Below are 25,606 nucleotides of genomic sequence, written 5' to 3'. Positions count from 1 at the left end.
CCTTAAAATTCAATAGGTAAGAATTGTTGGTAGAGTTGTTTTAAGGTGTCTTGCGGTTGCAAATCGGCAAATAAATCGGGATAGAGCGCTTTGGCAAACATCTCCACCATCACCACGTGATACGGGCTTAGGTAGAAGTTGTGCCACATACTCCAGGCGCGCCCCTGCTGCACGGCGTTGAGGTGTGACAGAATGGGTTCTTGTTGTTGCAGGGTGGTAAAGCTGTTTTGCGCTTGCTGCTCGGAAACGTCCGGGCCCAGCATCAGTGCCGAGAATCGCTTTCCTTCTGGCCCCGCCATGCCGGTGGCGATGTAGACATCGGGGTTGGCTGCCAACACTTTTTCCGGATTGAGTTCACCATAGACGCGCTGAATGCTGTCGGCTGCGATGTTATCGCCACCGGCAAAGCGCAGTAGCCCACCAAGATTGCCACCTACTGCTGTGGTACAGCAGGTATCGCGGCGGCCCAGATGCAGGTGCAGCATCACGGTGGGCTTTTGACCGTGATAGCGCGCCAGGCGTTGCGAAATGGTGTCCATATGCTGCTGGTAAAATGCGCTGAATGCGGCAGCACGTTCAGTGCGGTTGAGTATTTCGCCGAGTAAACGGACGCTGGGCAGGGTGTTTTTCAACAGTTCGACGCGCAGATCGACATAAATCACCGGGATGCCTGCGCGTTCAAGCGTCTGCTGTAGCGCATCATCCTCCGCCGAGGTTTTAGCCAGACGCGGCAGGATGACCAGATCGGGCTTTAACAGCAGAATGGCTTCGGCATTCAGCGTGTGTGGCCCCCCATCGCCAAGACGCGGGATTTGTGCAATGGCAGGGAACGCGGTGGTGTATTTTTCCCAGCTTTGCGCGTCGTAACGTGCCATATCGCCAGGCCAACCCACCACGCGCTGTGCCGGATTACCGGGTTCCAGCAACGCAAGGGGATAGAGCAAACGGCTTTCACCGAGAAAAAGACGTGAAGGATTATCGGGAATCGTTACCTGACGTCCCAGCAGGTCGGTAACGGTCTTTCCCCAGGCGTTGGTGTTCGCCAACAGCAGCATGACCAGTAACGCTTTGGTCAGGAATAATGCGCGCATATTCGCCCTCTGCATAAAATCGAGCAGGGGAGGTTAATGAGTATGAGAGTGATTATCAATAGTGCTAAGGTGGGGAAAATGCGACAAAAAGATAATGTTGTTTTATATCATTAGGATGGTAATGATTTCGTAAGTAAATAAAGTGCCGTTCAGCGGGAACTTTCAGGGCGGCAGAGTGCTACCGCCTGAAAGTCGGTGGGAATTAGCGTTATTCGGCAGCATAACCCTGTTTGGGAATACGCACGCCGTCGAGCCAAGCTTCGCCCTCGCGCATTTTAAGACGCCCTTCGGCAAACCAGTTCACCACCAATGGATAGATGGTGTGTTCCTGAGTTTGTACCCGAGCGGCAAGCGCTTCTTCCGTATCATCACCAAACACCGGGACCTTGGCTTGCAGAATCAGAGGACCGCCATCCAGTTCATCAGTCACGAAGTGGACCGAAGTACCATGTTCCTTATCGGCATTTTCCAGTGCTTTGCGATGGGTATGCAGACCCGGGTATTTGGGCAGCAGGGACGGGTGGATGTTCAGCATTTTGCCTGCAAACAGCGCAACGAACTCCGGGCTGAGGATGCGCATATAACCCGCCAGTACCACCAGATCCGGTTGGTATTGCGCCATCTCTTCTGCCATTGCGGCGTCAAAGGCAGCCCGGTCAGCAAACACTTGTGGGTCGATGACATGGGCCGGAATCTCGGCTGTTTGCGCCAGTACCAGACCATAGGCTTCTGGATTGTTGCTGAATACGGCCGCGATATTCGCTTTGATACGCTTGCGCGCGCAGGCGTCAATCAACGCCTGCAAGTTGCTTCCTTGACCTGAGAGCAAGACAACGATGTTTTTCATTAATTAATGACCACTGCGTCTCCGGCGTTAGCGGGTTGAATAACGCCGATTTTCCATGCGGTTTTACCCTGGCTATTGAGGAATGCCACGGCTTCCTCTTCCTGTTCAGCAGGCAGTGCGATAATCATACCCACACCGCAGTTAAAAGTACGGTACATTTCGTGACGGCTGACGTTGCCCGTCTGTTGCAGCCAGTTGAACACAGCGGGCCACTGCCAGCTGGATTCATCAATGTTGGCTTGCATGCCTTCTGGCAACACACGCGGGATATTTTCCCAGAAACCGCCACCTGTCAGGTGAGCAATCGCGTGGACATCCACTTTTTCAATCAGCGCCAGAATGGATTTGACGTAGATCCTGGTCGGGGCCAGCAGGTGATCGGCCAGTGATTTTCCCTCAAGAGTCGTCTGTTCCGGATCGGTTTTGCTCACCTCGAGAATCTTACGTACCAGCGAATAGCCGTTAGAGTGTGGGCCACTGGCTGCCAGTGCTACCAGAGTATCACCTGCCTGCACTTTACTTCCGTCGATGATCTCTGATTTTTCAACAACACCGACGCAAAAACCGGCGACGTCGTAATCTTCACCGTGGTACATGCCGGGCATTTCAGCGGTTTCGCCGCCGACCAGCGCACAGCCTGACTGTTTGCACCCTTCCGCGATGCCGGTGATCACGCTGGCGGCAGTATCGACATCCAGTTTCCCCGTGGCGTAGTAATCCAGGAAGAACAGCGGCTCGGCCCCTTGAACTACCAGGTCATTGACACACATGGCCACCAGATCGATACCGATGGTGTCGTGGCGTTTCAGATCCATGGCAAGACGCAGCTTGGTGCCGACCCCGTCAGTACCGGAAACCAGAACCGGTTCACGGTATTTTTGGGGCAAGGCGCACAGGGCACCGAAACTGCCCAGACCGCCCATCACTTCAGGACGGCGGGTTTGTTTCACTACGCCTTTAATACGGTCTACCAATGCGTTACCAGCATCAATATCCACGCCTGCGTCTTTGTAGCTAAGAGAGGTTTTGTCGGTCACTGCGGAGTCCCCACGGAGAATACAATTGGTGGTGAGATAGCGAGCATATCCAGCCTGGTGGATCTACCCCTATCGAAGCACGCTAATTCTAACAGCGAGAGCAATCGTTTGCGAGTGGTGTGTTGCCTGCTTTGCATTTTTCCTGTTCAATGAGAATTTCCCTGCCCGGTTGATCTGGATCAGGCTATAACCTGTAGCGCTTAAGCAAAAAAGCGGTATAATCCCGCGATTTTTTTATGATGGGCTGCCATGTCCGCCCTCGGCGCACCGATTCTGCGTCGTGAGGATATCCGTCCACTTTCTATAGGGGGAATAGAATGAAGGTCGTCGAGGTTAAACACCCGCTCGTCAAACATAAGCTTGGCCTGATGCGTGAAAACGATATAAGTACAAAACGCTTTCGTGAACTGGCATCCGAAGTCGGCAGCTTATTGACCTATGAAGCCACGGCCGATCTGGTTACTGAAAAAGTGACTATCGAAGGCTGGTGCGGTCCGGTGGAAGTCGATCAGATCAAAGGCAAAAAAATTACCGTGGTGCCGATCCTGCGTGCCGGTCTGGGCATGATGGAAGGCGTGCTGGAAAACGTACCGAGCGCGCGCATCAGCGTGGTGGGTATGTACCGTAACGAAGAGACGCTGGAGCCGGTGCCTTACTTCCAGAAACTGGTTTCCAACATTGATGAGCGTATGGCGCTGGTGGTGGATCCGATGCTGGCGACTGGTGGTTCGATGATTGCCACTATCGATCTGCTGAAAAAAGCGGGTTGCCAGAGCATCAAGGTATTGGTACTGGTGGCTGCACCGGAAGGGATTGCTGCGCTGGAAAAAGCGCACCCTGACGTTGAGCTGTATACCGCCTCGGTCGACAAAGGGCTCAACGAGCATGGCTATATTATGCCGGGTCTTGGTGACGCGGGCGATAAGCTCTTTGGTACTAAATAAGCCGTATCAGCCGACTGAGTAAGTCGGCTTTTTTTGCGTCAGTTTCGTTGCGCAACGCGCACGGCGGTTTTTCACCCATATTTCGCACGATTTTTATAATCAGCCTCGCTTCCCTACGCGGTGACGCGTGGGGGCTGCTGGGCTGTGATAACGATGCTGGACAAACCGGCTAACCACACAACATCAAGTGACTTTTACAGAGGATATAAACGATGACTCGTCGCGCCATCGGGGTGAGTGAACGACCCCCCTTGTTACAAACCATCCCGCTGAGCTTCCAGCACCTGTTTGCCATGTTCGGCGCCACGGTGTTGGTACCGATTCTGTTCAAAATCAACCCTGCGACCGTGCTGCTGTTCAACGGCATTGGCACGCTGCTCTATCTGTTTATCTGTAAGGGCAAGATCCCGGCGTATCTGGGCTCCAGCTTTGCCTTTATTTCTCCAGTGCTGTTGCTGCTGCCGCTGGGATATGAAGTGGCACTGGGCGGTTTTATCATGTGTGGTGTTCTGTTCTGCCTGGTATCGCTGATTGTGCAACGCGCTGGTACCGGCTGGCTGGATGTGATTTTCCCACCGGCGGCGATGGGGGCGATTGTTGCGGTCATCGGTCTGGAATTGGCCGGGGTTGCAGCGGGCATGGCCGGTCTGCTGCCTGCGGATGGCGCGTCAGTTGATAGCAAAACCGTAATTATTTCGCTGGTGACCTTAGGCGTTACCGTGCTGGGCTCTGTGTTGTTCCGCGGTTTTCTGGCTATCATCCCGATTCTGATCGGTGTGCTGGTGGGCTATGGCTTATCGTTTGCCATGGGCGCCGTGGATTTCGCGCCTATCGCTCAGGCTCATTGGTTTGCACTGCCGACCTTCTATACGCCGCGTTTTGAATGGTTTGCCATTTTGACTATCCTGCCTGCTGCGCTGGTGGTGATTGCCGAACACGTGGGCCATCTTGTGGTTACCGCCAATATCGTTAAAAAAGATCTGATGCGCGATCCTGGCTTGCACCGCTCGATGTTTGCCAACGGCCTTTCTACCATGATTTCTGGTTTCTTCGGTTCAACCCCGAATACCACTTACGGTGAAAACATTGGCGTGCTGGCTATCACCAAGGTCTACAGCACCTGGGTAATCGGCGGTGCGGCGATACTTGCCATCCTGCTCTCCTGCGTGGGCAAGCTGGCGGCTGCTATTCAGGCGGTGCCGGTGCCGGTCATGGGCGGTGTTTCTCTGCTACTGTACGGTGTAATTGGTGCTTCCGGTATTCGTGTGCTTATCGAATCCAAAGTGGATTACAACAAAGCGCAAAACTTGATTCTGACCTCAGTTATCCTGATCATCGGGGTGAGCGGGGCGAAAGTACATTTGGGTGCTGCTGAACTGAAAGGCATGGCATTAGCCACCGTGGTGGGTATTGCGCTGAGCCTGTTGTTCGCGCTGATCAACCGCTTCAGAAGCGAAGAAGTGGTGCTGGATGCCGAAGATTATGCCGAGGAGACCTCGCGCGCGTCATAAAGTGAGCATTGTTCTGGTTTCCGGGGATGGTATTATCTCCGGAAACAGAAAAAATATGACAAGGGATTGTTAATCATGAAGAAAACAACATTGGTGTTGTTACTGGGTCTTTCGTGTTCTGCTTTTGCCCAAGATGCTGATGACGCCGATAGGCTGTACGACCGCCTTGAACAGCAAGATAATACTGCGCTGACCGCTCTCACCGATTAGGCTAAACGCCAGGACCCTCATGCTCTTTCGGTATTGGGGTTTGTCTATGAGTTTGGCGTTTCCGTTCCAAAAAATATCCCACAAACCATCGATTATTATCAACAAGCGTGTGCGCTGGGTAGTGATTATGGTTGTTATAACGCCGGCTATTTTTATCAATATGGCGTCGGCGTGCCGCAGGATAGCGCTCGGGCCAGCCAACTGCTGGAAAAGATTAAGGCCGCCGATATTGATATCGAAACGACCAAGTCACTCGGGCACACCATCTATAAAGCCAAAGCAAAGGCTGAAACCGATGCAGAGATGCGCGCACCGATCCTGAAGTATGTTTCCCGCTATTTAAATACGGCCAATGCGGAAACGCGTCGGATATTCAGCCGCCTCGGTTTGAGTAAAGGTGACATGTTACGGCTGGCGAAGCATTGGGCACAGCAAGGCGATCCTGAAGTAAACTTCTACGTCGGCCATTTCTATAATTTTGGCTACTCCCCGATCAAAGAGAAAGACATTGAGGCGATGCGTTGGTTTCGCCGTGCCGCAGAGGGCGGAGAGCCGGAATCGCAGAATCTTCTTGGCCTGGCCTATCGCGAAGGTCGCTGGGGTGTCGATGCCGCGGCCCCAGAGGCTGTCGTTTGGTTTGAACGTGCTGTGCAGCAGGGTAACAAAGATGCCATTCTCAATCTGGCAGAAATGTATTACACCGGTGAAGGGATTGACGTTGATTATGACAAGGCGCGAACCCTGTTTACGCAGGCCTACGACAAAGGCGTATCGCGGGCGGCAAAATATCTCGCCTGGATCTATTACAACGGTCAGGGTATGACGAGCGATTGCCAGAAGGCCTGGGAGTATCGCAGTCGGGGGCGGTCTGACGAAAAAAAGCCAGCTATACAGCGCACTGCGTGAACGATAAGTGTGAGCGTGAAGAAAATCGCCAGACCTTGCCCGCATTGGTGTTGAAAAACAAATCGACCTTTCTCGGTGGCAACGCTGGCGCATTGAAATGTGAAAATCATTTTATCGTTGATACCAACAAACTTGCTGAAGTGGCCAATTTACGCGTCGTCGTCACGCTAAAAAACAGCGCGGGTGCCAGCGGGCAATACACGCTGGCGTTTGCCCCCTTTGGCATGAATACCATGAATGAAAGCCTGCACGGCAGGGAGTACAGCTCCTTTCGTTCCGCCACGCTGGTTCCTCAAAAAACCAACGATTTTTGCAAGCCTGGTGACGTGACATTCCAGATCGATTCCGCCACGGCGCGAATCAACGGACAGGAAAAAGAGCTGCTGGCGACGGGGATTATCAAGCCGTATGTCAAAAATGCCGGGTAACCGCATTGCCTTGGGATAATTCGCCTGAACAATGATAGGGTATTGAGAAAAGCAGCCCGGTTGATGCGCTATCAACAGGGCTCGCTTTCTGTGGTAAACTCAGTCCGTTTTCCCGCCGAATTGTAGTGGCACACTGATACTGGCCACCTGAGCGCATATCGTTATACACATCTTTTGGCCATTTTTTGAACAGGATGCTCAGAACCCCGTGAATTAAGGCATTCAAGCCATCCCATTGGCTTTTTGAGGTTCAAAATGCCACTCTGAGATAAACCCGTAACTCATTGATTAAACAGTGCGTTAGAACGATGTGTATAACGATATGACCTGAGCGGAGGTGATATGCTCACCTCATCAACACGACAGGTGACCTCATGGGTAAACATTTTACGGCGGAATTTAAGCTCGAAGCCGCAAAGCTGGTTGTCGACCACGGCTACACATACGTTAAGGCCGCAGAGGCGGTTAATGTCAGCCATTCTGCCATTAGTCGCTGGGTCAATAAGCTTCGCCTTGAACGACAGGGAAAAACGCCAACGGGACTTCCTCTTACCCCTGAACAGCTCGAGCTGCGTGAGATGAAGAAAAAAGTCCAATGCCTTGAAATGGAGAACGAAATCCTAAAAAAGGCTACGGCGCTCTTAATGTCGGACTCACTCAACGGTTCACGGTAGTCGACAGGCTGAGGGCGCGATACCCGGTCACGGCGTTGTGCCAAACTTTTGAGGTACATCGCAGCAGCTACAGGCACTGGCAGGCTTCCGCTAATGAACCCGACGGTGAGCGCGTGGTTAAGTGTAGCCGCGTCATGGAAGCCTGGAACGCCAGCGGCGGCTCTGCCGGCGCTCGAAGTATCGCGACCATCGTCACCGGCAGCTCCGGTGTCAACATGGGGCGCTGGCTGGCTGGCAAGCTGATGAAGGAGCTGGGTATCGCCAGCTGCCAGCGACCGGCTCACAAATACAAACGCGGCGGCAATGAACACGTTGAAATACCGAACTATCTCAACCGCCAGTTCGCGGTTACCGCGCCGGATCAGGTCTGGTGCGGCGATGTGACCTACATCTGGACGGGCAAATGCTGGGCTTACCTTGCGGTGGTGCTAGATCTGTTCGCCCGCAAACCGGTGGGCTGGGCCATGTCGACGTCGCCGGACTCGGCGCTGACAGTTAAAGCGTTGCAGATGGCCTGGGAACTCCGGGGACAACCAACAGGAGTCATGTTCCACAGCGACCAGGGCAGCCACTATACCAGCCGTCAATACCGGCAAGCCCTGTGGCGCTGCCGGATAAAGCAGAGTATGAGTCGGCGGGGTAACTGCTGGGATAATGCGCCAATGGAGCGGTTCTTCCGCAGCCTGAAGACAGAATGGGTGCCGACAAAGGGTTACAACAGCTTCAGCGAAGCCCAGGACGCGATTATCCGCTACATCACGGGGTATTACAGCGCTATCCGGCCTCACTGGTATAACGGCGGCTTAACTCCAAACGAATCTGAGCGACTGTTCTACATACAGTCTAATGCGGTGGCCAATATTAGTTGACCACTACAAATTGAACATGAGGTGCATCTGAACACGCCGGCACAGCTTTCACTGCCACTTTCTTTGCCTGATGACGAAACCTTTGCCAGTTTCTATCCGGGAGAAAACGCGTCACTTCTGGCCGCCCTTCACAACGTGTTGCAGCAAGAGCATGGTAGCTATATTTACTTCTGGTCACGGGAAGGGGGAGGGCGCAGCCACCTGCTGCATGCCGCCTGCGCCGCGTTATCGCGTCAGGGCGATACGGCGGGCTATGTGCCGTTAGACAAACGCGCCTATTTTGTGCCTGAAGTCCTGGACGGCATGGAGCAACTCGCGCTGGTCTGTATCGACAATATCGAATCCATTGCGGGCGATGATGCCTGGGAAATGGCGATGTTCAATCTCTACAACCGTATTCAGGAAGGGGGGCACACCCGGCTGTTGATCACCGGCGATCGTCCACCGCGTCAGCTTAATCTGCATCTGCCTGATTTGGCATCTCGTCTGGATTGGGGGCAGATTTATAAATTGCAGCCGCTCTCTGATGAAGAGAAAGGCGAGGCGTTACAGTTGCGCGCCCGCCTGCGTGGCTTTGAGCTGCCAGAAGATGTGAGCCGCTTTTTGTTGAAGCGGCTCGATCGCGAAATGCGCACGCTGTTTATGACGCTCGATCAGCTCGATCACGCCTCGATTACTGCTCAGCGTAAACTGACTATCCCCTTCGTCAAAGAGATCCTGGGGCTATAACAGCGCGAGCACTTGCTCCGGTGGGCGGCCGATACGTGCTCGTTCACCGTTGACCACAATCGGGCGCTCAATCAGCTTGGGATGTTCAACCAGTGCAGCAATCAGCTGTGTTTCAGTTAACGTCGTATCCGACAGATTTAATTCGCGGTACAGGTCTTCTTTCTGGCGCATCAATTCACGTGCGCTACTAAAGCCTAGCTGTGATAACAGTTGGCGAATCTGTGCGGCATCCGGTGGTGTATCCAGATAGAGCACCACGCGCGGCATAACGCCGTGTTGCTGCAACAGCGCCAGCGTTTCACGGCTCTTGGAGCAGCGCGGGTTGTGATAAATAACGATATCGTGCGACATGGGCTGTTCCTTGCTGTTTATCAAGATCTTTCAAACTGACGGAAACGTTGCTGTAACTGGCGTAACTGGTCAATGCGGGCATCATAGCGCGCCTGCTCCAGACTGCCGAGTTTACTCAGCGAACTGGCATTGCTGAACAGCCCGATAGCCTGATCCAGTTTTCCGGATAACGCCAGTTCCTCTCCGCGCGCGGCAAGCTCTTCGGCACGCATGCCCTGTGCGGCGGAGGCCTGCGCCAGCAGCGACCAACCGTTGGGATCGCCCGGATTAGCGTAGGTATAACGATAGAGCAGACGGCTGGCTGCGGCGGCCTGACCGCCCGTGACATAGGAGTTAGCCAAATTCAATTGCAGTACTGGATTGTTCTGGGCGCCCGGCGCTTTTTGTAAGCGTGCGATGGCCTGTGCGGCTTTGTTTTGCGCCAGATCGATATCCGTCATCAGATCGAGAAACCAGGGGCTGTCCGGGGTTTTATCCAGCAGTGGTTGAAGCACGGCACGGGCATCGTCATATTTCTTCTCTTCATAAGCGCGCACTGCTTTGCCGTACTGTGCGGCAAGCTGCTCGCGCACATTGCCTTTTAGCCAGTTATCAATGGTTTCATCTGCGGTAGCCTTATAAGCGGTGCTGTACATCGTCAGTGCACGCATCTTGGCAAACAGAAAATCCTGCGAGGATTGGGTGGGTGCAGGGCGCATCTGGTTGGCACGGTTGCGGGCATCGGCCAGACGACTCTCCGGCAACGGGTGTGTCAGCAGCATTTCCGGCGGATTGGTGGCATAGCGTGATTGATCGGCTAATTTTTGCATGAAGTTAGGCATAGCCTGCGGATCAAACCCCGCCCGCTGCAACACTTGCAGACCAATACGATCGGCTTCCTGTTCGTTGGACTGCGTGAAGCTGATAATTCTCTGCTGCGCGCCCGCCAACGTGCCGCTCAGGGCTGCCATTCCCATCTGCGGATTGGCCATGGCGAGCAGAATGGAACCCAATGCACCCACCCAGGTAAGCGGGGCGCTGCGCTGTTGTGATTCCATGGTGCGCGCCAGATGGCGTTGGGTGACGTGCGAGATTTCATGCGCCAGCACCGATGCCAGTTCGCTTTCGTTTTCTGCGTAGCGGAACAAGGCAGAATGGATGACCACATTGCCACCGAAGAAGGCAAAGGCGTTCAACTCATCGTTGCGAATGATGAAGAAGTGAAAAGGCGTGCGTACTGAGTTGGCGCTTTTTACTAACCGTTGGCCAAGTTGGTTGATGTATTGTACCAGCAGCGGATCGTCAATCAGTGGTGCACCACCGCGCATTTGCCGTAGGTAGAAATCACCCATGGCAATTTCTTGATTGATACTGAGCGTACCGCCTGCTGTGGTTCCCATATCGGGAAGCTGATCCTGCATGTCCGCAACGACGGGCGCCGAGATGCCGACCAGAATTGTGCCAAACAGCAGCGCAGTCAGGGTTTTCTTTACTCTGAATCCACGCAGAAACGTCTTGCCTGCCGGAGCGGTAATGCGAGGACGTTCAGCACCTAACCAATTGAAGACCATGAGTGGGACCTTCTCGACTGCACGGTAAAAGCGATTAGCGCCTATCTTAGCCAGCGCGGAGGGAGCATGCAAAGTGGAATGCGGGAAAAGTGCAGCATAACAACGCGCCGTGCAAAAAACAGCAAGCACGAGGTTGCGCGCAGTGTGAATCAAGGTAACGCAAAAACACCGACACCATAACTGTAGTGGTCAACTAATATTGGCCACCGCATTAGACTGTATGTAGAACAGTCGCTTAGATTCGTTTGGAGTTAAGCCGCCGTTATACCAGTGAGGCCGGATAGCGCTGTAATACCCCGTGATGTAGCGGATAATCGCGTCCTGGGCTTCGCTGAAGCTGTTGTAACCCTTTGTCGGCACCCATTCTGTCTTCAGGCTGCGGAAGAACCGCTCCATTGGCGCATTATCCCAGCAGTTACCCCGCCGACTCATACTCTGCTTTATCCGGCAGCGCCACAGGGCTTGCCGGTATTGACGGCTGGTATAGTGGCTGCCCTGGTCGCTGTGGAACATGACTCCTGTTGGTTGTCCCCGGAGTTCCCAGGCCATCTGCAACGCTTTAACTGTCAGCGCCGAGTCCGGCGACGTCGACATGGCCCAGCCCACCGGTTTGCGGGCGAACAGGTCTAGCACCACCGCAAGGTAAGCCCAGCATTTGCCCGTCCAGATGTAGGTCACATCGCCGCACCAGACCTGATCCGGCGCGGTAACCGCGAACTGGCGGTTGAGATAGTTCGGTATTTCAACGTGTTCATTGCCGCCGCGTTTGTATTTGTGAGCCGGTCGCTGGCAGCTGGCGATACCCAGCTCCTTCATCAGCTTGCCAGCCAGCCAGCGCCCCATGTTGACACCGGAGCTGCCGGTGACGATGGTCGCGATACTTCGAGCGCCGGCAGAGCCGCCGCTGGCGTTCCAGGCTTCCATGACGCGACTACACTTAACCACGCGCTCACCGTCGGGTTCATTAGCGGAAGCCTGCCAGTGCCTGTAGCTGCTGCGATGTACCTCAAAAGTTTGGCACAACGCCGTGACCGGGTATCGCGCCCTCAGCCTGTCGACTACCGTGAACCGTTGAGTGAGTCCGACATTAAGAGCGCCGTAGCCTTTTTTAGGATTTCGTTCTCCATTTCAAGGCATTGGACTTTTTTCTTCATCTCACGCAGCTCGAGCTGTTCAGGGGTAAGAGGAAGTCCCGTTGGCGTTTTTCCCTGTCGTTCAAGGCGAAGCTTATTGACCCAGCGACTAATGGCAGAATGGCTGACATTAACCGCCTCTGCGGCCTTAACGTATGTGTAGCCGTGGTCGACAACCAGCTTTGCGGCTTCGAGCTTAAATTCCGCCGTAAAATGTTTACCCATGAGGTCACCTGTCGTGTTGATGAGGTGAGCATATCACCTCCGATCAGGTGGCCAGTATCAGTGTGCCACTACATATGGCCTGAACTGAATAAGCAGGATCTGTTGCGGTTGGCACGGCAAACCTGGGAAGAGCGGCGTCAGACGCGAGGCGTCAGGCTGGTTGGGTTGCACGTTACTTTGCTCGATCCGCAAATGGAACGTCAACTGCTACTGAATTTGGAGTAATGGGACGACGCGCCGGTGACAATAAATACCCCGGCGCGCCTTGATTACGCTTTTTCTGGGATAGCCGCCAGCAGCGCTGTCAGCAGTTGCCAGTAGCGGCCTACGCTTGCGATGTGCACTTGTTCATCGGGTGAATGCGGTCCGGTAATGGTGGGCCCAATGGAAACCATGTCCATGTTCGGGTAGGGCTTTTTAAATAACCCACACTCAAGCCCGGCGTGAATAACCATGACGTTCGGCGTGGTGTCGAACAGTTTCTGGTACGTTTCACGCACCAGTTGCATCACCGGTGAATGGGCATCCGGTTTCCAGCCAGGGTAGCCGCCTTTCGGTGCGGTGTGAGCGCCCGCTAACTGACCCAACGCCGTTAACGTTCCTACCACGGCATCTTTACCGCTGTCGATCAGCGAACGGATCAAGCAGACGATTTCTGCCTGTTCTGCATTCATGGTGACCACGCCCAAATTGAGCGAAGTTTCTACCACGCCTTTGACTTCATCACTCATACGAATGACGCCATTCGGGGTGAAATTCAGCAAGGCCAGCAGGCGATCGCGGGATTCGGCGGTGAGTGGCAGAGTATCGCTGGAGGTTTCTTCCAGAACCAGCGTCAGGTTTTTCTCCACGGCAGCCAGTTCGTGTTGCAGCGTTGCCAGATACTGTTCTGCCAGCGTTTTCAGCGTGGCGACGTTGCCCGCCGGAACGGCCAGCGTGGCGAAGGCCTCACGCGGAATGGCGTTACGCAGGGTGCCGCCGTTTAAATCCAGCACGCGAATATCCGTTTTCGCGGCGTACTGGAACAGAAAACGTGCCAGCAGCTTATTGGCGTTACCCAGACCCAAATGAATATCGCAGCCGGAGTGGCCGCCTTTTAGCCCTTTCAACGTAAGTTTGAACGTGGAAAGATCTGTGGGCAGCGTTTCGCGCGTCAGCGGCAGACGGGTGATAAAATCGATCCCGCCGGCGCAGCCCATGTACACTTCACCTTCTTCTTCTGAATCGGTATTGATCAGAATATCGCCCTGCAACCAGTTGGGCTGCAAGCCGAAGGCGCCATCCATACCGGATTCTTCCGTCATGGTCAGCAGCACTTCCAGCGGGCCATGTTTCACGCGATCGTCTGCCAGCACCGCCAGCGCCGAGGCCATACCAATACCGTTATCCGCACCCAGCGTAGTGCCACGTGCTTTGACCCAGTCGCCATCCACATAAGGTTGGATAGGGTCAGTGGTAAAATCGTGTACGGTGTCATTATTTTTCTGCGGCACCATATCCAGGTGCGCCTGCAATACCACCGCTTTGCGGTTTTCCAGCCCCGGCGTCGCAGCTTTACGCAGCAGGATATTCCCCACGGCATCGCGCTCGGCGTGAATATTACGCTCTTTGGCCCAGGCTAAAATGTGCTGCGCCAACGCCTCTTCATGGTAAGAAGGATGGGGAATGAAACAGATGGTGGCAAAAATATCCCACAAAGGCTGGGGAGCAAGTTGAGACAGTTCAGACACGATTAGCGTCTCCTCGTTAGCAGACCCGTCTGCGCATCAGGTGCGTAAGGACTGCAAGTTAAACGTTTCGGGTTGTGCCGCCGCAATCGGCACGTCAGTGACAGAATATCACTTTCCTTAATCTTTTGATGCATCTTCAATTTGTATTACCGATGGTCATAGCATTTTATGCTTTATAAGATGAAAATTTCAGTATATCGAATTGATACTTTGCGCTAAGTAACCGGTATGGCCGTTATTTTCCGCTTTGTGCTAGGCTGTGTTTACCCGGCAATTCGAGGGCAAAAGCAAGAGGTACGCAGCGATTACGTGGATAAATACTGGTTTTTATGCTGGCGGCTATCTATAATCTCGCGCAACCTTTTCCCCCCTCAGACTCGAATTAAGCCAATTTAACGTTGGTCAGGATAGATTTTTATGAGCGAAAAGTACGTCGTCACCTGGGATATGTTGCAAATTCATGCCCGTAAACTGGCGCAGCGTTTGCTGCCAGCCGAACAATGGAAAGGCATTATTGCCGTTAGCCGTGGCGGGTTGGTTCCCGGTGCACTGCTGGCGCGTGAATTAGGCATCCGTCATGTGGATACCGTGTGTATCTCCAGCTATGACCACGACAACCAGCGTGAGCTGACTGTCCTGAAACGTGCCGAGGGAGACGGTGAAGGGTTTATCGTGATCGACGATCTGGTGGATACCGGGGGAACGGCGAAAGCGATTCGCAATATGTATCCGAAAGCGCATTTTATCACCATCTTCGTCAAGCCTGCCGGGCGCCCACTTGTTGATTACTACGTGGTTGATATCCCACAGGACACCTGGATTGAGCAACCGTGGGACATGGGCGTAGTGTTTGTTCCGCCCTTGGCCGGACGGTAACAGGCCGGACGGTAATCGCCTTCTGGCATAGCGTTCAGACGCTAACTAATGTTATGTTAATTGCCCGGCTTTGCGCCGGGCAATTTTTTTTAAAGGCTCAAAGAAGCCTGTGCAGTACTTTCATTCCGATGCGCATCTGCCGTGCGTTTTCGTGTTCTCAATCATGCCGTATCTAGGAGACTGCCGTGGTTCAAGCCAATCTCTCTGAGACACTGTTTAAACCCTCGTTCAAACATCAAGAGACATCAACGTTGGTCAGGCGCGCTCGCCACCATGAAGACGTTGAACGCCATTCCGCGCTGGAAGGGCGGTATTCAAAACACTGGTATCGCACACTGAACCGCCTGATGTGGATCTGGCGCGGTGTCGATCCACGTGAAATCGAAGAAGTGCTGGCACGGATTACGGTCAGCACGGCTAAACGCAGCAATGAACATTTTCTGGATACCGTGGTGGGTTACCGCAGCGGCAACTGGATTTACGAGTGGGCCAAGCAGGGGGCCGCCTGGCAAACCAAAGCGATGGAAAGCGAAGAGACCCAGCACGATGGCCACTATTGGCTGAATGCGGCCAATCTCTACAGTATTGCGGCTTATCCCTATATCAAAGGGGACGAACTGGCGGAGCAGGCACAAACGCTGGCGAACCGCGCCTATGAAGAAGCGGCTAACTATCTGCCGTATCAGTTAAAAGCGCTGGATTTTCCAATCGAAGGTGGCGGTAATCTGCTCGGCTTTTTGCACTTGCCTGAGCAGGGCTCAGCACCGTTCCCGACCGTGCTGATGTGTGGCACGCTCGATATGCTGCAAAGCGACTATTATCGCCTGTTCCGCGACTACCTGGCTCCGGCTGGCATGGCTATGCTGACCATTGATGTGCCGTCGGTAGGCTTTTCATCGCGCTGGAAGTTAAGTGAAGACAGCAGTTTCCTGCACCGACAGGTGTTGCGCGCACTGCCTGATATCCCCTGGGTCGATCACTGTCGCGTTGGTGCCTTTGGTTTTCGTTTCGGAGCCAATATCGCGGTGCGTCTGGCTTATCTGGATCCAGGCCGTTTGCGCGGTGTCGCAACGCTTGGCCCCATCGTGCACCATTTGCTGTGTGATACGCAGCGCCAACATCAGGTGCCGGATATGTATATGGACGTGCTGGCCAGTCGCCTTGGCATGGCAAATGCCACTGACGCAGCGCTGAAAACGGAACTGGGCCGCTACTCGCTTAAAACGCAGGGGCTACTGGGCCACCGTTGCCCGACACCAATGCTGGCGGGCTATTGGGATAATGACCTGATGTGCCCGAAAGAAGAAGCGAGCCTGATCGTCAATTCGTCCACCAACGGTAAATTGTTGCCCATCAAATCGGCGCCGATATACCGTAATTTTCATCAGGCATTGGGCCATATCAGCGATTGGCTAAAGGACGCGCTGAACGCCTAAGCATCGGACTCACAAAGAAAGAATAACCTGAAGCGTAGCGGTTTAATTTATTGTTGCCATCTGTTAAAAGAGAAGCTTCAACCTGAGGAGTAAACCGATGACATTACCGAGTGGACACCCGAAAGCCCGGCTCATGAAAAGTTTTGCCTCATTGGGGCCCTATCTACGCGAGAATCAGTGCGACAACGAACGTTTTTTCTTTGATTGCCTGGCGGTATGCGTTAGTGTGAATCCTGTGCCGGAAAAACGGGAATTCTGGGGATGGTGGCTCCAGTTGGAAGCCCAGGAAAAGACGCTCGTTTATTCCTACCATACTGGCTTGTACGATAAAACGGGCCGTTGGCAAGAAGAGAAAATTAAGGATACCGAAGTGCTGACGAAAGTGCAGGAGACGCAACGGCAGTTTCATACGCGTCTGGAAAAGTTATTACATTCTTTGGAACCCGCCTTGACGCTCACCGAGCGACCGTGAAGCCTCTCTTTTGAGTCTGCGCCGCATTACCGTTTTCGGGAGCGGGGCAGATTCGCGTAATCTCTGTTGCCATTATGAACGTGCTCTGTGGCAACGTTTTCACTATTTCGTGTTTTTACCAACATTAACGGCAGATTAATCATGAGTGGCAGCCAGACTTTGGTTGTGAAATTGGGTACCAGCGTGTTGACCGGCGGATCGCGCCGCTTGAACCGTGCCCATATTGTTGAATTGGTTCGCCAGTGTGCGCAGCAGCACGCGGCCGGAAACCGTATTGTGATTGTGACGTCTGGGGCGATTGCCGCTGGGCGCGAGCATTTGGGCTATCCGGAATTGCCTGCCACCATCGCCACCAAACAACTGTTGGCTGCGGTCGGGCAGAGCCGTTTGATTCAGCTATGGGAACAACTGTTTTCTATTTATGGCATCCATATTGGTCAAATGTTGCTGACGCGCTCGGATCTGGAAGACAGAGAACGTTTCCTCAACGCCCGCGACACGCTGCGTGCATTGCTGGATAACCGTATTGTTCCGGTGATTAATGAGAACGATGCGGTAGCCACCGCCGAAATCAAGGTTGGCGATAACGACAACCTGTCGGCACTCGCCGCGATATTGGCAGATGCGGACAAGCTGCTGTTGCTGACCGATCAGGCTGGCCTGTTTACCGCCGATCCGCGTTCCAACCCGGAGGCCGAATTGATCCGGGAGGTGGAAGGCATTACCGACGAACTACGCCTGATTGCCGGTGGCAGCGTTTCTGGCCTTGGCACGGGCGGTATGTCAACCAAATTGCAGGCTGCCGACGTGGCCTGCCGCGCCGGGATTGATGTGATCATTGCCGCAGGCAACCGCGCCGATGTGATTGGCGATGTGATTGGCAACGTGTCGATCGGCACCCGTTTTCACGCCGTGGAAGCACCGCTGGAAAGCCGCAAACACTGGATCTTCGGTGCACCGCCGGCGGGTGAAATTACCATTGATGGCGGTGCGCTTTCCGCAATCGTTGAGCGTGGCAGCTCGCTGTTGCCAAAAGGCATTCGCGAGGTGAAGGGCAACTTTTCTCGCGGTGAGGTCATCCGCGTTTGTACGCTTTCCGGACGTGATTTGGCGCATGCGGTAAGCCGTTACAACAGTGATGCGCTGCGCATGATCGCCGGGCACCACTCGCAGCAGATTGCCGATATCCTTGGGTACGAGTATGGCCCGGTGGCTGTTCATCGCGACGACATGATTATCAATTAAGGAGCACGCCATGCTGGAAAAAATGGGCAAAGCGGCTAAACACGCCTCCTATCACCTGTCGGTGCTGAGTACGGTGCAGAAGAACCAGGCGCTGAACGTGATTGCTGACCTGCTGGAGGCAGAAAGCGCAGAGATTCTGGCCGCTAACGCACTGGATCTGGCAGATGCACGGCAAAATGGCATGAGTGCCGCGTTACAAGACCGGTTGCTGCTCACACCGCAGCGGCTGAGCGCTATCGCTGACGATGTGCGCCAGGTCTGCCGCCTGAATGACCCGGTGGTTGAAGTGATAGATGGCCGCCTGCTGGATAATGGATTGAAGCTGGAACGCCGTCGCGTGCCATTGGGCGTGGTGGGCGTTATCTATGAAGCGCGCCCGAATGTGACGGTGGACGTCGCCAGCCTGTGCCTGAAAACCGGTAACGCGGTGATTCTGCGCGGCGGCAAAGAGACTTATCGCACCAATGCAGCCACCGTGAGCGTGATTCAACGCGCACTGGCGCAGAGTGGACTGCCCGCTGCTGCGGTTCAGGCGATTGAAAGCCCAGACAGAGAGCTGGTCAATCAATTGCTTAAGCTGGATCGCTACGTGGATATGCTGATCCCGCGCGGTGGTGCCGGGCTGCATAAATTGTGCCGCGAACAATCGACCATCCCGGTGATCACGGGCGGGATTGGCGTGTGCCATATTTTTGCCGATGAGAGCATTGATTTTGCCAAAGCGCTGACCGTTATTGAAAGCGCCAAGGTACAACGTCCGAGCGCGTGCAACAGCCTGGAAACGCTGCTGATTCACCGCGCCATTGCCGCGCAGTTCCTGCCTGCACTGAGCGAGAAAATGGCAAAAGCAGGGGTGACGCTGCACGCCAGCCCGGAAGCCTTGAGCACGCTGCAAAGCGGGCCTGCCAACGTGGTTGCGGTGGAAGCCAAGGACTACGATGACGAATGGCTCTCTAACGACCTCAACGTGGCACTGGTGGACGATATGGATGCTGCCATTGCCCATATCCGTGAACACGGCACGCAGCACTCCGATGCCATTTTGACGCGCTCCATCAGCAATGCGGAACGCTTTTTGCGCGAGGTGGATTCCTCGGCGGTGTACGTCAATGCCAGCACCCGCTTTACCGATGGCGGCCAGTTTGGCTTGGGCGCTGAAGTGGCGGTAAGCACGCAGAAATTGCACGCGCGCGGCCCGATGGGACTGGAAGCGTTGACCACCTACAAGTGGATTGGTTACGGCGAAGATTTAATCCGCGCCTGACCGCTGCCTTAAGCCTGAAAGTTATAGGATTCTCCGTTATTAGCAGTGAAAATAATGAGAGAATCCTGTTATTCCTCCGGTCGTTTACAAAACCAGCAAACGGCGGCAAAACTATTGACTTGCTGCGGTGATTTCACTACTTTGTCACCCCGTAGTCCACCGTCAGTGCTCACTGACGTGTCTCAGGGCCGATATAGCTCAGTTGGTAGAGCAGCGCATTCGTAATGCGAAGGTCGTAGGTTCGACTCCTATTATCGGCGCCGTCTCTTATTCCGCTAGTCTCCTTAAATGTCCATTTTTAGTTAAAAATCGCTAAGTTAGCGCCATTTTTTGTCCGATGATGTCCATTTAAAACCGTTGCAATCCGTGTCTAAAACGGGTACATATCCGGGCATCTTAATTTGGCAACGGGTACCTATGAAACTGAATGCGCGACAGATTGAAACAGCAAAGCCCGGTGACAAGGATTACAAACTGCCGGATGGTAATGGGCTTTTTTTGCTGATAAAAACCAGTGGTGCCAAATACTGGCGCTACCGTTACACCTTTGCCGGTAAAGAAAAAATGCTGGCAATCGGCGTCTACCCTGCGGTATCCCTCGCCGCCGCACGACAAAAACGCGACGAGGCCCGGCAAAATGTGGCGGTGGGCGTCGATCCCGTGAAAGCGAAAAACTATGGTTGTAGTGGCACACTGATACTGGCCACCTGATCGGAGGTGATATGCTCACCTCATCAACACGACAGGTGACCTCATGGGTAAACATTTTACGGCGGAATTTAAGCTCGAAGCCGCAAAGCTGGTTGTCGACCACGGCTACACATACGTTAAGGCCGCAGAGGCGGTTAATGTCAGCCATTCTGCCATTAGTCGCTGGGTCAATAAGCTTCGCCTTGAACGACAGGGAAAAACGCCAACGGGACTTCCTCTTACCCCTGAACAGCTCGAGCTGCGTGAGATGAAGAAAAAAGTCCAATGCCTTGAAATGGAGAACGAAATCCTAAAAAAGGCTACGGCGCTCTTAATGTCGGACTCACTCAACGGTTCACGGTAGTCGACAGGCTGAGGGCGCGATACCCGGTCACGGCGTTGTGCCAAACTTTTGAGGTACATCGCAGCAGCTACAGGCACTGGCAGGCTTCCGCTAATGAACCCGACGGTGAGCGCGTGGTTAAGTGTAGCCGCGTCATGGAAGCCTGGAACGCCAGCGGCGGCTCTGCCGGCGCTCGAAGTATCGCGACCATCGTCACCGGCAGCTCCGGTGTCAAAATGGGGCGCTGGCTGGCTGGCAAGCTGATGAAGGAGCTGGGTATCGCCAGCTGCCAGCGACCGGCTCACAAATACAAACGCGGCGGCAATGAACTCGTTGAAATACCGAACTATCTCAACCGCCAGTTCGCGGTTACCGCGCCGGATCAGGTCTGGTGCGGCGATGTGACCTACATCTGGACGGGCAAATGCTGGGCTTACCTTGCGGTGGTGCTAGACCTGTTCGCCCGCAAACCGGTGGGCTGGGCCATGTCGACGTCGCCGGACTCGGCGCTGACAGTTAAAGCGTTGCAGATGGCCTGGGAACTCCGGGGACAACCAACAGGAGTCATGTTCCACAGCGACCAGGGCAGCCACTATACCAGCCGTCAATACCGGCAAGCCCTGTGGCGCTGCCGGATAAAGCAGAGTATGAGTCGGCGGGGTAACTGCTGGGATAATGCGCCAATGGAGCGGTTCTTCCGCAGCCTGAAGACAGAATGGGTGCCGACAAAGGGTTACAACAGCTTCAGCGAAGCCCAGGACGCGATTATCCGCTACATCACGGGGTATTACAGCGCTATCCGGCCTCACTGGTATAACGGCGGCTTAACTCATATCGTTATACACATCTTTTGGCCATTTTTTGAACAGGATGCTCAGAACCCCGTGAATTAAGGCATTCAAGCCATCCCATTGGCTTTTTGAGGTTCAAAATGCCACTCTGAGATAAACCCGTAACTCATTGATTAAACAGTGCGTTAGAAAGATGTGTATAACGATATGGGCTTAACTCCAAACGAATCTGAGCGACTGTTCTACATACAGTCTAATGCGGTGGCCAATATTAGTTGACCACTACAGTTTATTGTGCCATGAAAAAACAATATCTTATTTTAACCCTCCTTTTGAGATGAGGCTTTTTTATATGCTTTATCATTAAGGGATTGATGGTATTAAGATGTTTTTTTTAGTTGATGAGGTTTTACCTTTTATAAAATGCAGTAATTTTTATTTTTCTCTCTATTAAACATAAGCAGTAATAATCTTAAGGATGTAAGAATGAAAAAAAGTATTATGATGCTCGCCTTGGCTGCGGCAGTTTTCAATATTGGTGCTGTGCAGGCTGCTGATGTAACCGCTCAGGCGATGGCGACATGGTCAGCGACGGCTAAAAAAGACACCACCAGCAAGCTGGTTGTCACGCCGCTTGGCAGTCTCGCATTTCAATATGCCGAGGGTGTGAACGGCTTTAACTCTCAAAAAGGGCTGTTTGATGTGGCGGTTGAAGGCGATACCAGCGCAACCTCTTTCAAACTGACGTCCCGCCTGGTCAGCAATATGTTGACGCAATTAGATTCATCCGGTTCCACGCTGAATGTTGGTGTCGATTATAACGGCACGGCCATTGAAAAAATGGCTGATACCGTACTGATTGATACCGCTAACGGTGTTTTCGGTGGAAACCTGAGCGCATTGTCCAACGGGTATAACCAGACTGGTCGCACTACGGCACAAGATGCATTTACCTTTGCCATTATTAGCGGCACCAGCGATGGCACCACGCCTGTGGCTGATTACAGTCAGTTGCCGGAAGGGATCTGGAGCGGTGATGTTAGGCTGTGTCCCTTAATCCCATGAGTTATACTAACTATTTGTTTCTAAATAATTTTTAACTATGGCTCGCTACGACCTTCCCGATGAAGCATGGGCTATCATCCAGCCCTTACTCCCTGCTGAACCAGCAACACCACAGGCCGGACGCCCATGGGCTGAGCATCGCATGATTATCAATGGCATGTTCTGGGTGCTGTGCTCTGGTGCCCCATGGCGTGATTTACCTGAGCGATACGGCCCATGGAAAACCGTTTATAACCGCTTTAACCGATGGTCAAAATCGGGAGTCATTAACATTATTTTCAATAAGTTACTTTCATCACTTGATACCCATGGCCTCCTGGACTGGTCAGCGACTGCGCTGGATGGTAGCAATATCAGGGCGCTGAAATGTGCTGCCGGTGCTCAAAAAAACATCCCGATATCACCGGAGATAATGGGCTGGGTCGCTCTCGAGGGACCCTGTACATGATTCTGTGTAAATGCCTTTCTCAGTAGTGACCGTCCAGGCGGTCACCGAACTCGATAATAAAACGGCTCATTGCCATACGCCAGTCCCGCAGTGGCATCGTCCATTTCTGTTAGGCCGACTGGATTGCCAGCCACACCACCTTTTTCACTGCGTCGTCAGTCGGGAACACCTTGCGTTTTTTAATCGCATGCCTGATCACACTGTTCAGCGACTCGATGGCGTTGGTTGTGTCGATGACTTTGCGGATATCTGCCGGGTAAGCGAAGAACGTTGCCAGATTGCTCCAGTTCGTCTGCCAGCTCCGGCTTATCTGTGGATAGCGGCTGTCCCATGCGCTGGCGAATGCTTCCAGCCACTGCTGGCCTGCTTCTTCCGTAGCGGCCTGATAGATGGCTTTCAGGTCGCGTGTGACGGCTTTGTAGTCCTTCCAAGAGACGAACCTCAGGCTGTTGCGTACCATGTGCACGATGCACCGCTGGATGCGGGCTTCGGGATACACCGCGTTGATGGCGTCCGGGAAGCCTTTCAGACCGTCGACACAGGCGATGAGGATATCGTTCAGGCCGCGGTTTTTTAGTTCTGTCAGCACATTGAGCCAGAACTTCGCGCCCTCGTTTTCGGCCAGCCACATACCCAGCAGTTCTTTCTGGCCCTCGATGTTGATACCCAGTACCAGGAACACGGATTTATTGATGACGCGACTGTCCTGCCGGACCTTCAGGATGATACAGTCAAGGTAAACAATGGGATAGACTGCATCCAGTGGACGATTTTGCCATTCAGTAACCTGTTCCATCACGGCGTCGGTGACCTTCGAGACCAGCGCCGGTGAGACATCCGCGTCATACAGCTCGTTGAACGCAGACGCTATCTCGCGGGTGGTCATCCCTCTGGCGTACAGGGACAGGATTTGGTTATCCATCCCGGTGATCCGGGTCTGGTTTTTCTTCACCAGTTGTGGTTCGAAGGAGCCATCACGATCGCGCGGAGTACGTAGTTCAAGAGGGCCATCGCCGCTGGTCACGGTGTTTGTGGAATAGCCGTTGCGGGAGTTGGCCCCCGGTTTGGGCTGATTTTTATCGTAGCCCAGATGGTGGGACATTTCGGCGTTGAGAGCAGACTCAACGCTGATTTTCTTCAGCAGGCGATCGAATTGGCTGAGATCGTCAGGGGTTTTGAGATTTTTGGCCAGTTCGTTAGCCAGAGCCTGCAACTGTTTTTCGTCCATAAATCAACCTGTTTTTGATGTTGGATTGAACATATCAAAATCAGGCAATTACACAAATTTATGTACAGGGTCAGGAACGCCCACAGCTCCGGCGGCAGATCGGCCAACTCATGGGTTATCTGGAAATCATTCGCCATGCGGCATGCTTCTTCCACCGGGCCATCGAGAAACGCTTGCTCTTCTTCTGTCAATATCGGCTGCGGGTAGTTATGCAGCATCTTCCAGTCCGGTGCACCGCGAAACAGCTCGCTTTCCCACCAGGTAGTCCCGGCGTTGATGGCCTCTTTCTCGGTGTTTGACATGGCGGGCATCACCTTCTTAAACATCCTCAGTGCAGGAGCCGACAGTGCCTTTTGGCGCAGCGCAGTCACTACCAGTGGCGCCAGCACCACCAGCAGCGGCAACAATAACCAGTAGGACCACAGTCCACCAGCACCCATCAACGCGAAGTAGGCCACGAGCCACGCGGCGCTGAGCGTCAGATTCACCCGGTGATAAAACAGGGCTCCCACCATTATCAGCAAAACAAGAATACTGACTGCGACCATAGTTCGTCTCCAGAGTTGTCATCGGCCGTTAATCCGATCCGTTCACGTTGCGCCTGCGCGCATCCCACTCAATCCTGTTATCACTACGGCAAACATCTGCTAAGAGGTCTGACTTGTATGTGTATAGTGTGTAGTGCATCTCGTCTTTTTTATCAATTTATTTACAACGCAATTACAACTTAACTCACAAACTGGTGTGTTTTTACCCCGGTAGTGATAAACATCAGCAATTGTCTTGATTGCGGCATAGCGTACTTCTCGCGGTTTCCACGATCCGTTACACTGCCTGCATTCCCTCTGCGCGCACCTCCTGTGCGATGCAGAGTTATAGCCTGTTACCGAACAAAACGAGAGGATCTTATGTATCAGGACTTAATCCGTAGTGAACTGAAAGAGGCTGCGGCTACGCTGGACGCTTTTCTGAGTGACGACGCGAACATTCAGTCGATCCAGAATGCTGCGGTGTTGCTGGCTGATGCGTTCAAGGCGGGTGGCAAAGTGATTTCCTGCGGCAACGGCGGTTCACACTGCGATGCGATGCATTTTGCCGAAGAATTGACCGGTCGTTATCGTGAGAACCGCCCTGGTTACCCGGCGATTGCTATTTCCGATCCCAGCCATCTCTCCTGCGTGAGCAATGATTTTGGCTACGATTTCGTGTTTTCTCGCTACGTAGAGTCGTTGGGGCGTGAAGGAGATGTACTGCTCGGGATTTCTACTTCGGGTAATTCCGGTAATATCATCAAAGCCATTGATGCCGCTCGCGCCAAAGGGATGAAGGTCATCACTCTGACGGGTAAAAATGGCGGCAAAATGGCGGGCACGGCGGATGTCGAAATTCGCGTACCGCACTTTGGTTACGCTGACCGTATTCAGGAAGTGCACATAAAAGCGATTCATATCCTGATTCAGTTAGTCGAAAAAGAAATGGCAAAAGGGCAGTAATCTCGCCAAATTGCTAGCAG

At 53.5% G+C, this 25,606-nt stretch carries 23 protein-coding genes, 1 tRNA gene and 6 pseudogenes; 20 read left to right on the top strand and 10 right to left on the bottom strand.

From position 1 onward, the window contains the following. Positions 1-2: 2 nt before the first annotated feature. From ACWWJF_RS13090 to purM, 3 genes are all read right to left on the bottom strand, one after another. A complete protein-coding gene (locus tag ACWWJF_RS13090; protein WP_455871075.1) occupies positions 3-1,091 on the bottom strand; it encodes an ABC transporter substrate-binding protein in 1,089 nt (362 codons plus the stop codon). 208 nt (positions 1,092-1,299) lie between these two features. After that, positions 1,300-1,938: a phosphoribosylglycinamide formyltransferase gene (gene purN, locus ACWWJF_RS13085; RefSeq protein WP_455869685.1), complete on the bottom strand. Its 639-nt coding sequence runs from the start codon at positions 1,936-1,938 to the stop codon at positions 1,300-1,302. Further along, positions 1,938-2,975, bottom strand: coding sequence for a phosphoribosylformylglycinamidine cyclo-ligase (purM, locus tag ACWWJF_RS13080; RefSeq protein WP_455869684.1), 1,038 nt, complete (start codon positions 2,973-2,975; stop codon positions 1,938-1,940). Before purM ends, purN begins: the two co-directional genes overlap by 1 nt. Before the next feature lie 317 nt (positions 2,976-3,292). On the opposite strand from purM, the gene upp reads away from it, so the two are divergent. The 6 genes and pseudogenes from upp to ACWWJF_RS13050 all read left to right on the top strand — a co-directional run bounded on the left by upp (position 3,293) and on the right by ACWWJF_RS13050 (position 6,974). Beyond that, positions 3,293-3,919, top strand: a complete 627-nt coding sequence (gene upp, locus ACWWJF_RS13075; protein ID WP_455869683.1) for a uracil phosphoribosyltransferase — start codon at positions 3,293-3,295, stop codon at positions 3,917-3,919. Between the two features lie 212 nt (positions 3,920-4,131). Beyond that, entirely contained in the window at positions 4,132-5,430 is a 1,299-nt protein-coding gene (uraA, locus tag ACWWJF_RS13070) for a uracil permease (RefSeq protein ID WP_455869682.1), read from the top strand. A gap of 75 nt (positions 5,431-5,505) precedes the next feature. Next, positions 5,506-5,640 carry a hypothetical protein gene (locus tag ACWWJF_RS13065; RefSeq protein ID WP_455869681.1) on the top strand — a complete coding sequence of 45 codons (135 nt, stop codon included), beginning with the start codon at positions 5,506-5,508 and terminating at the stop codon, positions 5,638-5,640. 30 nt (positions 5,641-5,670) lie between these two features. Then, positions 5,671-5,841: pseudogene (locus tag ACWWJF_RS13060) on the top strand (tetratricopeptide repeat protein); the annotation flags it as partial. Positions 5,842-5,943: 102 nt separating this feature from the next. Continuing rightward, positions 5,944-6,546 carry a tetratricopeptide repeat protein gene (locus ACWWJF_RS13055; protein WP_455871074.1) on the top strand — a complete coding sequence of 201 codons (603 nt, stop codon included), beginning with the start codon at positions 5,944-5,946 and terminating at the stop codon, positions 6,544-6,546. Next, a complete protein-coding gene (locus ACWWJF_RS13050; RefSeq protein ID WP_455869680.1) occupies positions 6,543-6,974 on the top strand; it encodes a hypothetical protein in 432 nt (143 codons plus the stop codon). Before ACWWJF_RS13055 ends, ACWWJF_RS13050 begins: the two co-directional genes overlap by 4 nt. Here ACWWJF_RS13050 and ACWWJF_RS13045 read toward each other — a convergent pair. Beyond that, positions 6,958-7,200: a hypothetical protein gene (locus tag ACWWJF_RS13045; RefSeq protein WP_455869679.1), complete on the bottom strand. Its 243-nt coding sequence runs from the start codon at positions 7,198-7,200 to the stop codon at positions 6,958-6,960. The two genes, ACWWJF_RS13050 and ACWWJF_RS13045, sit on opposite strands and share 17 nt — an antisense overlap. A 148-nt stretch (positions 7,201-7,348) precedes the next feature. Between ACWWJF_RS13045 and ACWWJF_RS13040 the strand changes: the two genes are divergently transcribed. Both ACWWJF_RS13040 and hda read left to right on the top strand, forming a co-directional pair. Continuing rightward, positions 7,349-8,517 (top strand): IS3 family transposase gene (locus tag ACWWJF_RS13040; RefSeq protein WP_455869332.1). Its coding sequence is split into 2 segments (ribosomal slippage): positions 7,349-7,604 and positions 7,604-8,517, totalling 1,170 coding nucleotides; the frame shifts between segments, so codons are not numbered across the junction. 21 nt (positions 8,518-8,538) lie between these two features. Beyond that, positions 8,539-9,246: a DnaA inactivator Hda gene (hda, locus tag ACWWJF_RS13035; protein ID WP_455869678.1), complete on the top strand. Its 708-nt coding sequence runs from the start codon at positions 8,539-8,541 to the stop codon at positions 9,244-9,246. Here hda and arsC read toward each other — a convergent pair. The 3 genes from arsC to ACWWJF_RS13020 all read right to left on the bottom strand — a co-directional run bounded on the left by arsC (position 9,241) and on the right by ACWWJF_RS13020 (position 12,505). Beyond that, a complete protein-coding gene (arsC, locus tag ACWWJF_RS13030; RefSeq protein ID WP_455869677.1) occupies positions 9,241-9,597 on the bottom strand; it encodes an arsenate reductase (glutaredoxin) in 357 nt (118 codons plus the stop codon). The genes hda and arsC overlap by 6 nt on opposite strands. 20 nt (positions 9,598-9,617) lie before the next feature. Further along, positions 9,618-11,147, bottom strand: a complete 1,530-nt coding sequence (bepA, locus tag ACWWJF_RS13025) for a beta-barrel assembly-enhancing protease (protein ID WP_455869676.1) — start codon at positions 11,145-11,147, stop codon at positions 9,618-9,620. 189 nt (positions 11,148-11,336) lie between these two features. Beyond that, a protein-coding gene (locus ACWWJF_RS13020; protein WP_455869675.1) for an IS3 family transposase occupies positions 11,337-12,505 on the bottom strand; the annotation gives its coding sequence in 2 pieces (ribosomal slippage) (positions 11,337-12,250 and positions 12,250-12,505; 1,170 coding nt in all). 69 nt (positions 12,506-12,574) lie between these two features. Between ACWWJF_RS13020 and ACWWJF_RS13015 the strand changes: the two are divergent. Continuing rightward, positions 12,575-12,730, top strand: a pseudogene (locus ACWWJF_RS13015) (DNA polymerase IV); the annotation flags it as partial. Positions 12,731-12,774: 44 nt separating this feature from the next. Here the strand turns inward: ACWWJF_RS13015 and pepD are convergent. Beyond that, positions 12,775-14,235, bottom strand: a complete 1,461-nt coding sequence (pepD, locus tag ACWWJF_RS13010) for a beta-Ala-His dipeptidase (protein WP_455869674.1) — start codon at positions 14,233-14,235, stop codon at positions 12,775-12,777. 417 nt (positions 14,236-14,652) lie between these two features. Here pepD and gpt point away from each other — a divergent pair, with 417 nt between their 5' ends. The 10 genes and pseudogenes from gpt to ACWWJF_RS12960 form a co-directional block, all read left to right on the top strand. Further along, positions 14,653-15,111, top strand: a complete 459-nt coding sequence (gpt, locus tag ACWWJF_RS13005; protein WP_455869673.1) for a xanthine phosphoribosyltransferase — start codon at positions 14,653-14,655, stop codon at positions 15,109-15,111. A 185-nt stretch (positions 15,112-15,296) separates the two neighbouring features. Next, positions 15,297-16,547: an esterase FrsA gene (gene frsA / locus ACWWJF_RS13000; protein WP_455869672.1), complete on the top strand. Its 1,251-nt coding sequence runs from the start codon at positions 15,297-15,299 to the stop codon at positions 16,545-16,547. A 97-nt stretch (positions 16,548-16,644) separates the two neighbouring features. Next, positions 16,645-17,019: a sigma factor-binding protein Crl gene (crl, locus tag ACWWJF_RS12995; protein WP_455869671.1), complete on the top strand. Its 375-nt coding sequence runs from the start codon at positions 16,645-16,647 to the stop codon at positions 17,017-17,019. Between the two features lie 141 nt (positions 17,020-17,160). Next, positions 17,161-18,264, top strand: a complete 1,104-nt coding sequence (proB, locus tag ACWWJF_RS12990) for a glutamate 5-kinase (RefSeq protein ID WP_455871073.1) — start codon at positions 17,161-17,163, stop codon at positions 18,262-18,264. A 10-nt stretch (positions 18,265-18,274) separates the two neighbouring features. Then, entirely contained in the window at positions 18,275-19,528 is a 1,254-nt protein-coding gene (proA, locus tag ACWWJF_RS12985; protein WP_455869670.1) for a glutamate-5-semialdehyde dehydrogenase, read from the top strand. Positions 19,529-19,715: 187 nt separating this feature from the next. Next, positions 19,716-19,788 (top strand) — tRNA-Thr (locus tag ACWWJF_RS12980). 157 nt (positions 19,789-19,945) lie between these two features. Further along, positions 19,946-20,200, top strand: a pseudogene (locus ACWWJF_RS12975) (Arm DNA-binding domain-containing protein); the annotation flags it as partial. Between the two features lie 82 nt (positions 20,201-20,282). Beyond that, a protein-coding gene (locus ACWWJF_RS12970) for an IS3 family transposase (RefSeq protein WP_455868755.1) occupies positions 20,283-21,454 on the top strand; the annotation gives its coding sequence in 2 pieces (ribosomal slippage) (positions 20,283-20,529 and positions 20,529-21,454; 1,173 coding nt in all). A gap of 384 nt (positions 21,455-21,838) precedes the next feature. After that, the gene (gene ecpA, locus ACWWJF_RS12965; RefSeq protein WP_455869669.1) at positions 21,839-22,417 is read left to right on the top strand and encodes a common pilus major fimbrillin subunit EcpA; all 579 of its coding nucleotides are present in this window, start codon (positions 21,839-21,841) and stop codon (positions 22,415-22,417) included. 37 nt (positions 22,418-22,454) lie between these two features. Next, positions 22,455-22,852 (top strand): annotated as a pseudogene (locus ACWWJF_RS12960) (IS5 family transposase); the annotation flags it as partial. Positions 22,853-22,884: 32 nt separating this feature from the next. Here ACWWJF_RS12960 and ACWWJF_RS12955 read toward each other — a convergent pair. After that, positions 22,885-24,093: pseudogene (locus tag ACWWJF_RS12955) on the bottom strand (IS256 family transposase). 71 nt (positions 24,094-24,164) lie between these two features. Next, positions 24,165-24,641 (bottom strand): annotated as a pseudogene (gene fadE / locus ACWWJF_RS12950) (acyl-CoA dehydrogenase); the annotation flags it as partial. Positions 24,642-25,001: 360 nt separating this feature from the next. Between fadE and lpcA the strand changes: the two are divergent. Continuing rightward, positions 25,002-25,586 carry a D-sedoheptulose 7-phosphate isomerase gene (gene lpcA / locus ACWWJF_RS12945; RefSeq protein ID WP_455869668.1) on the top strand — a complete coding sequence of 195 codons (585 nt, stop codon included), beginning with the start codon at positions 25,002-25,004 and terminating at the stop codon, positions 25,584-25,586. The last annotated feature ends 20 nt before the right edge of the window (positions 25,587-25,606 follow it).

Source organism: Symbiopectobacterium sp. Eva_TO (genome assembly GCF_053848865.1).
Note: the sequence above shows the minus strand (reverse complement) of the source record. Positions and strands in the feature narration are given on the sequence as shown.

Excerpts from the sequence above, each read along its gene's own strand:
- proA (WP_455869670.1), top strand. The coding sequence starts at position 18,275 with ATGCTGGAAAAAATGGGCAAAGCGGCTAAACACGCCTCCTATCACCTG.
- crl (WP_455869671.1), top strand. The coding sequence starts at position 16,645 with ATGACATTACCGAGTGGACACCCGAAAGCCCGGCTCATGAAAAGTTTT.
- proB (WP_455871073.1), top strand. The coding sequence starts at position 17,161 with ATGAGTGGCAGCCAGACTTTGGTTGTGAAATTGGGTACCAGCGTGTTG.
- arsC (WP_455869677.1), bottom strand. The coding sequence starts at position 9,597 with ATGTCGCACGATATCGTTATTTATCACAACCCGCGCTGCTCCAAGAGC.
- gpt (WP_455869673.1), top strand. The coding sequence starts at position 14,653 with ATGAGCGAAAAGTACGTCGTCACCTGGGATATGTTGCAAATTCATGCC.
- bepA (WP_455869676.1), bottom strand. The coding sequence starts at position 11,147 with ATGGTCTTCAATTGGTTAGGTGCTGAACGTCCTCGCATTACCGCTCCG.
- uraA (WP_455869682.1), top strand. The coding sequence starts at position 4,132 with ATGACTCGTCGCGCCATCGGGGTGAGTGAACGACCCCCCTTGTTACAA.
- lpcA (WP_455869668.1), top strand. The coding sequence starts at position 25,002 with ATGTATCAGGACTTAATCCGTAGTGAACTGAAAGAGGCTGCGGCTACG.
- ecpA (WP_455869669.1), top strand. The coding sequence starts at position 21,839 with ATGAAAAAAAGTATTATGATGCTCGCCTTGGCTGCGGCAGTTTTCAAT.
- ACWWJF_RS13090 (WP_455871075.1), bottom strand. The coding sequence starts at position 1,091 with ATGCGCGCATTATTCCTGACCAAAGCGTTACTGGTCATGCTGCTGTTG.
- upp (WP_455869683.1), top strand. The coding sequence starts at position 3,293 with ATGAAGGTCGTCGAGGTTAAACACCCGCTCGTCAAACATAAGCTTGGC.
- purN (WP_455869685.1), bottom strand. The coding sequence starts at position 1,938 with ATGAAAAACATCGTTGTCTTGCTCTCAGGTCAAGGAAGCAACTTGCAG.
- ACWWJF_RS13055 (WP_455871074.1), top strand. The coding sequence starts at position 5,944 with ATGCGCGCACCGATCCTGAAGTATGTTTCCCGCTATTTAAATACGGCC.
- ACWWJF_RS13065 (WP_455869681.1), top strand. The coding sequence starts at position 5,506 with ATGAAGAAAACAACATTGGTGTTGTTACTGGGTCTTTCGTGTTCTGCT.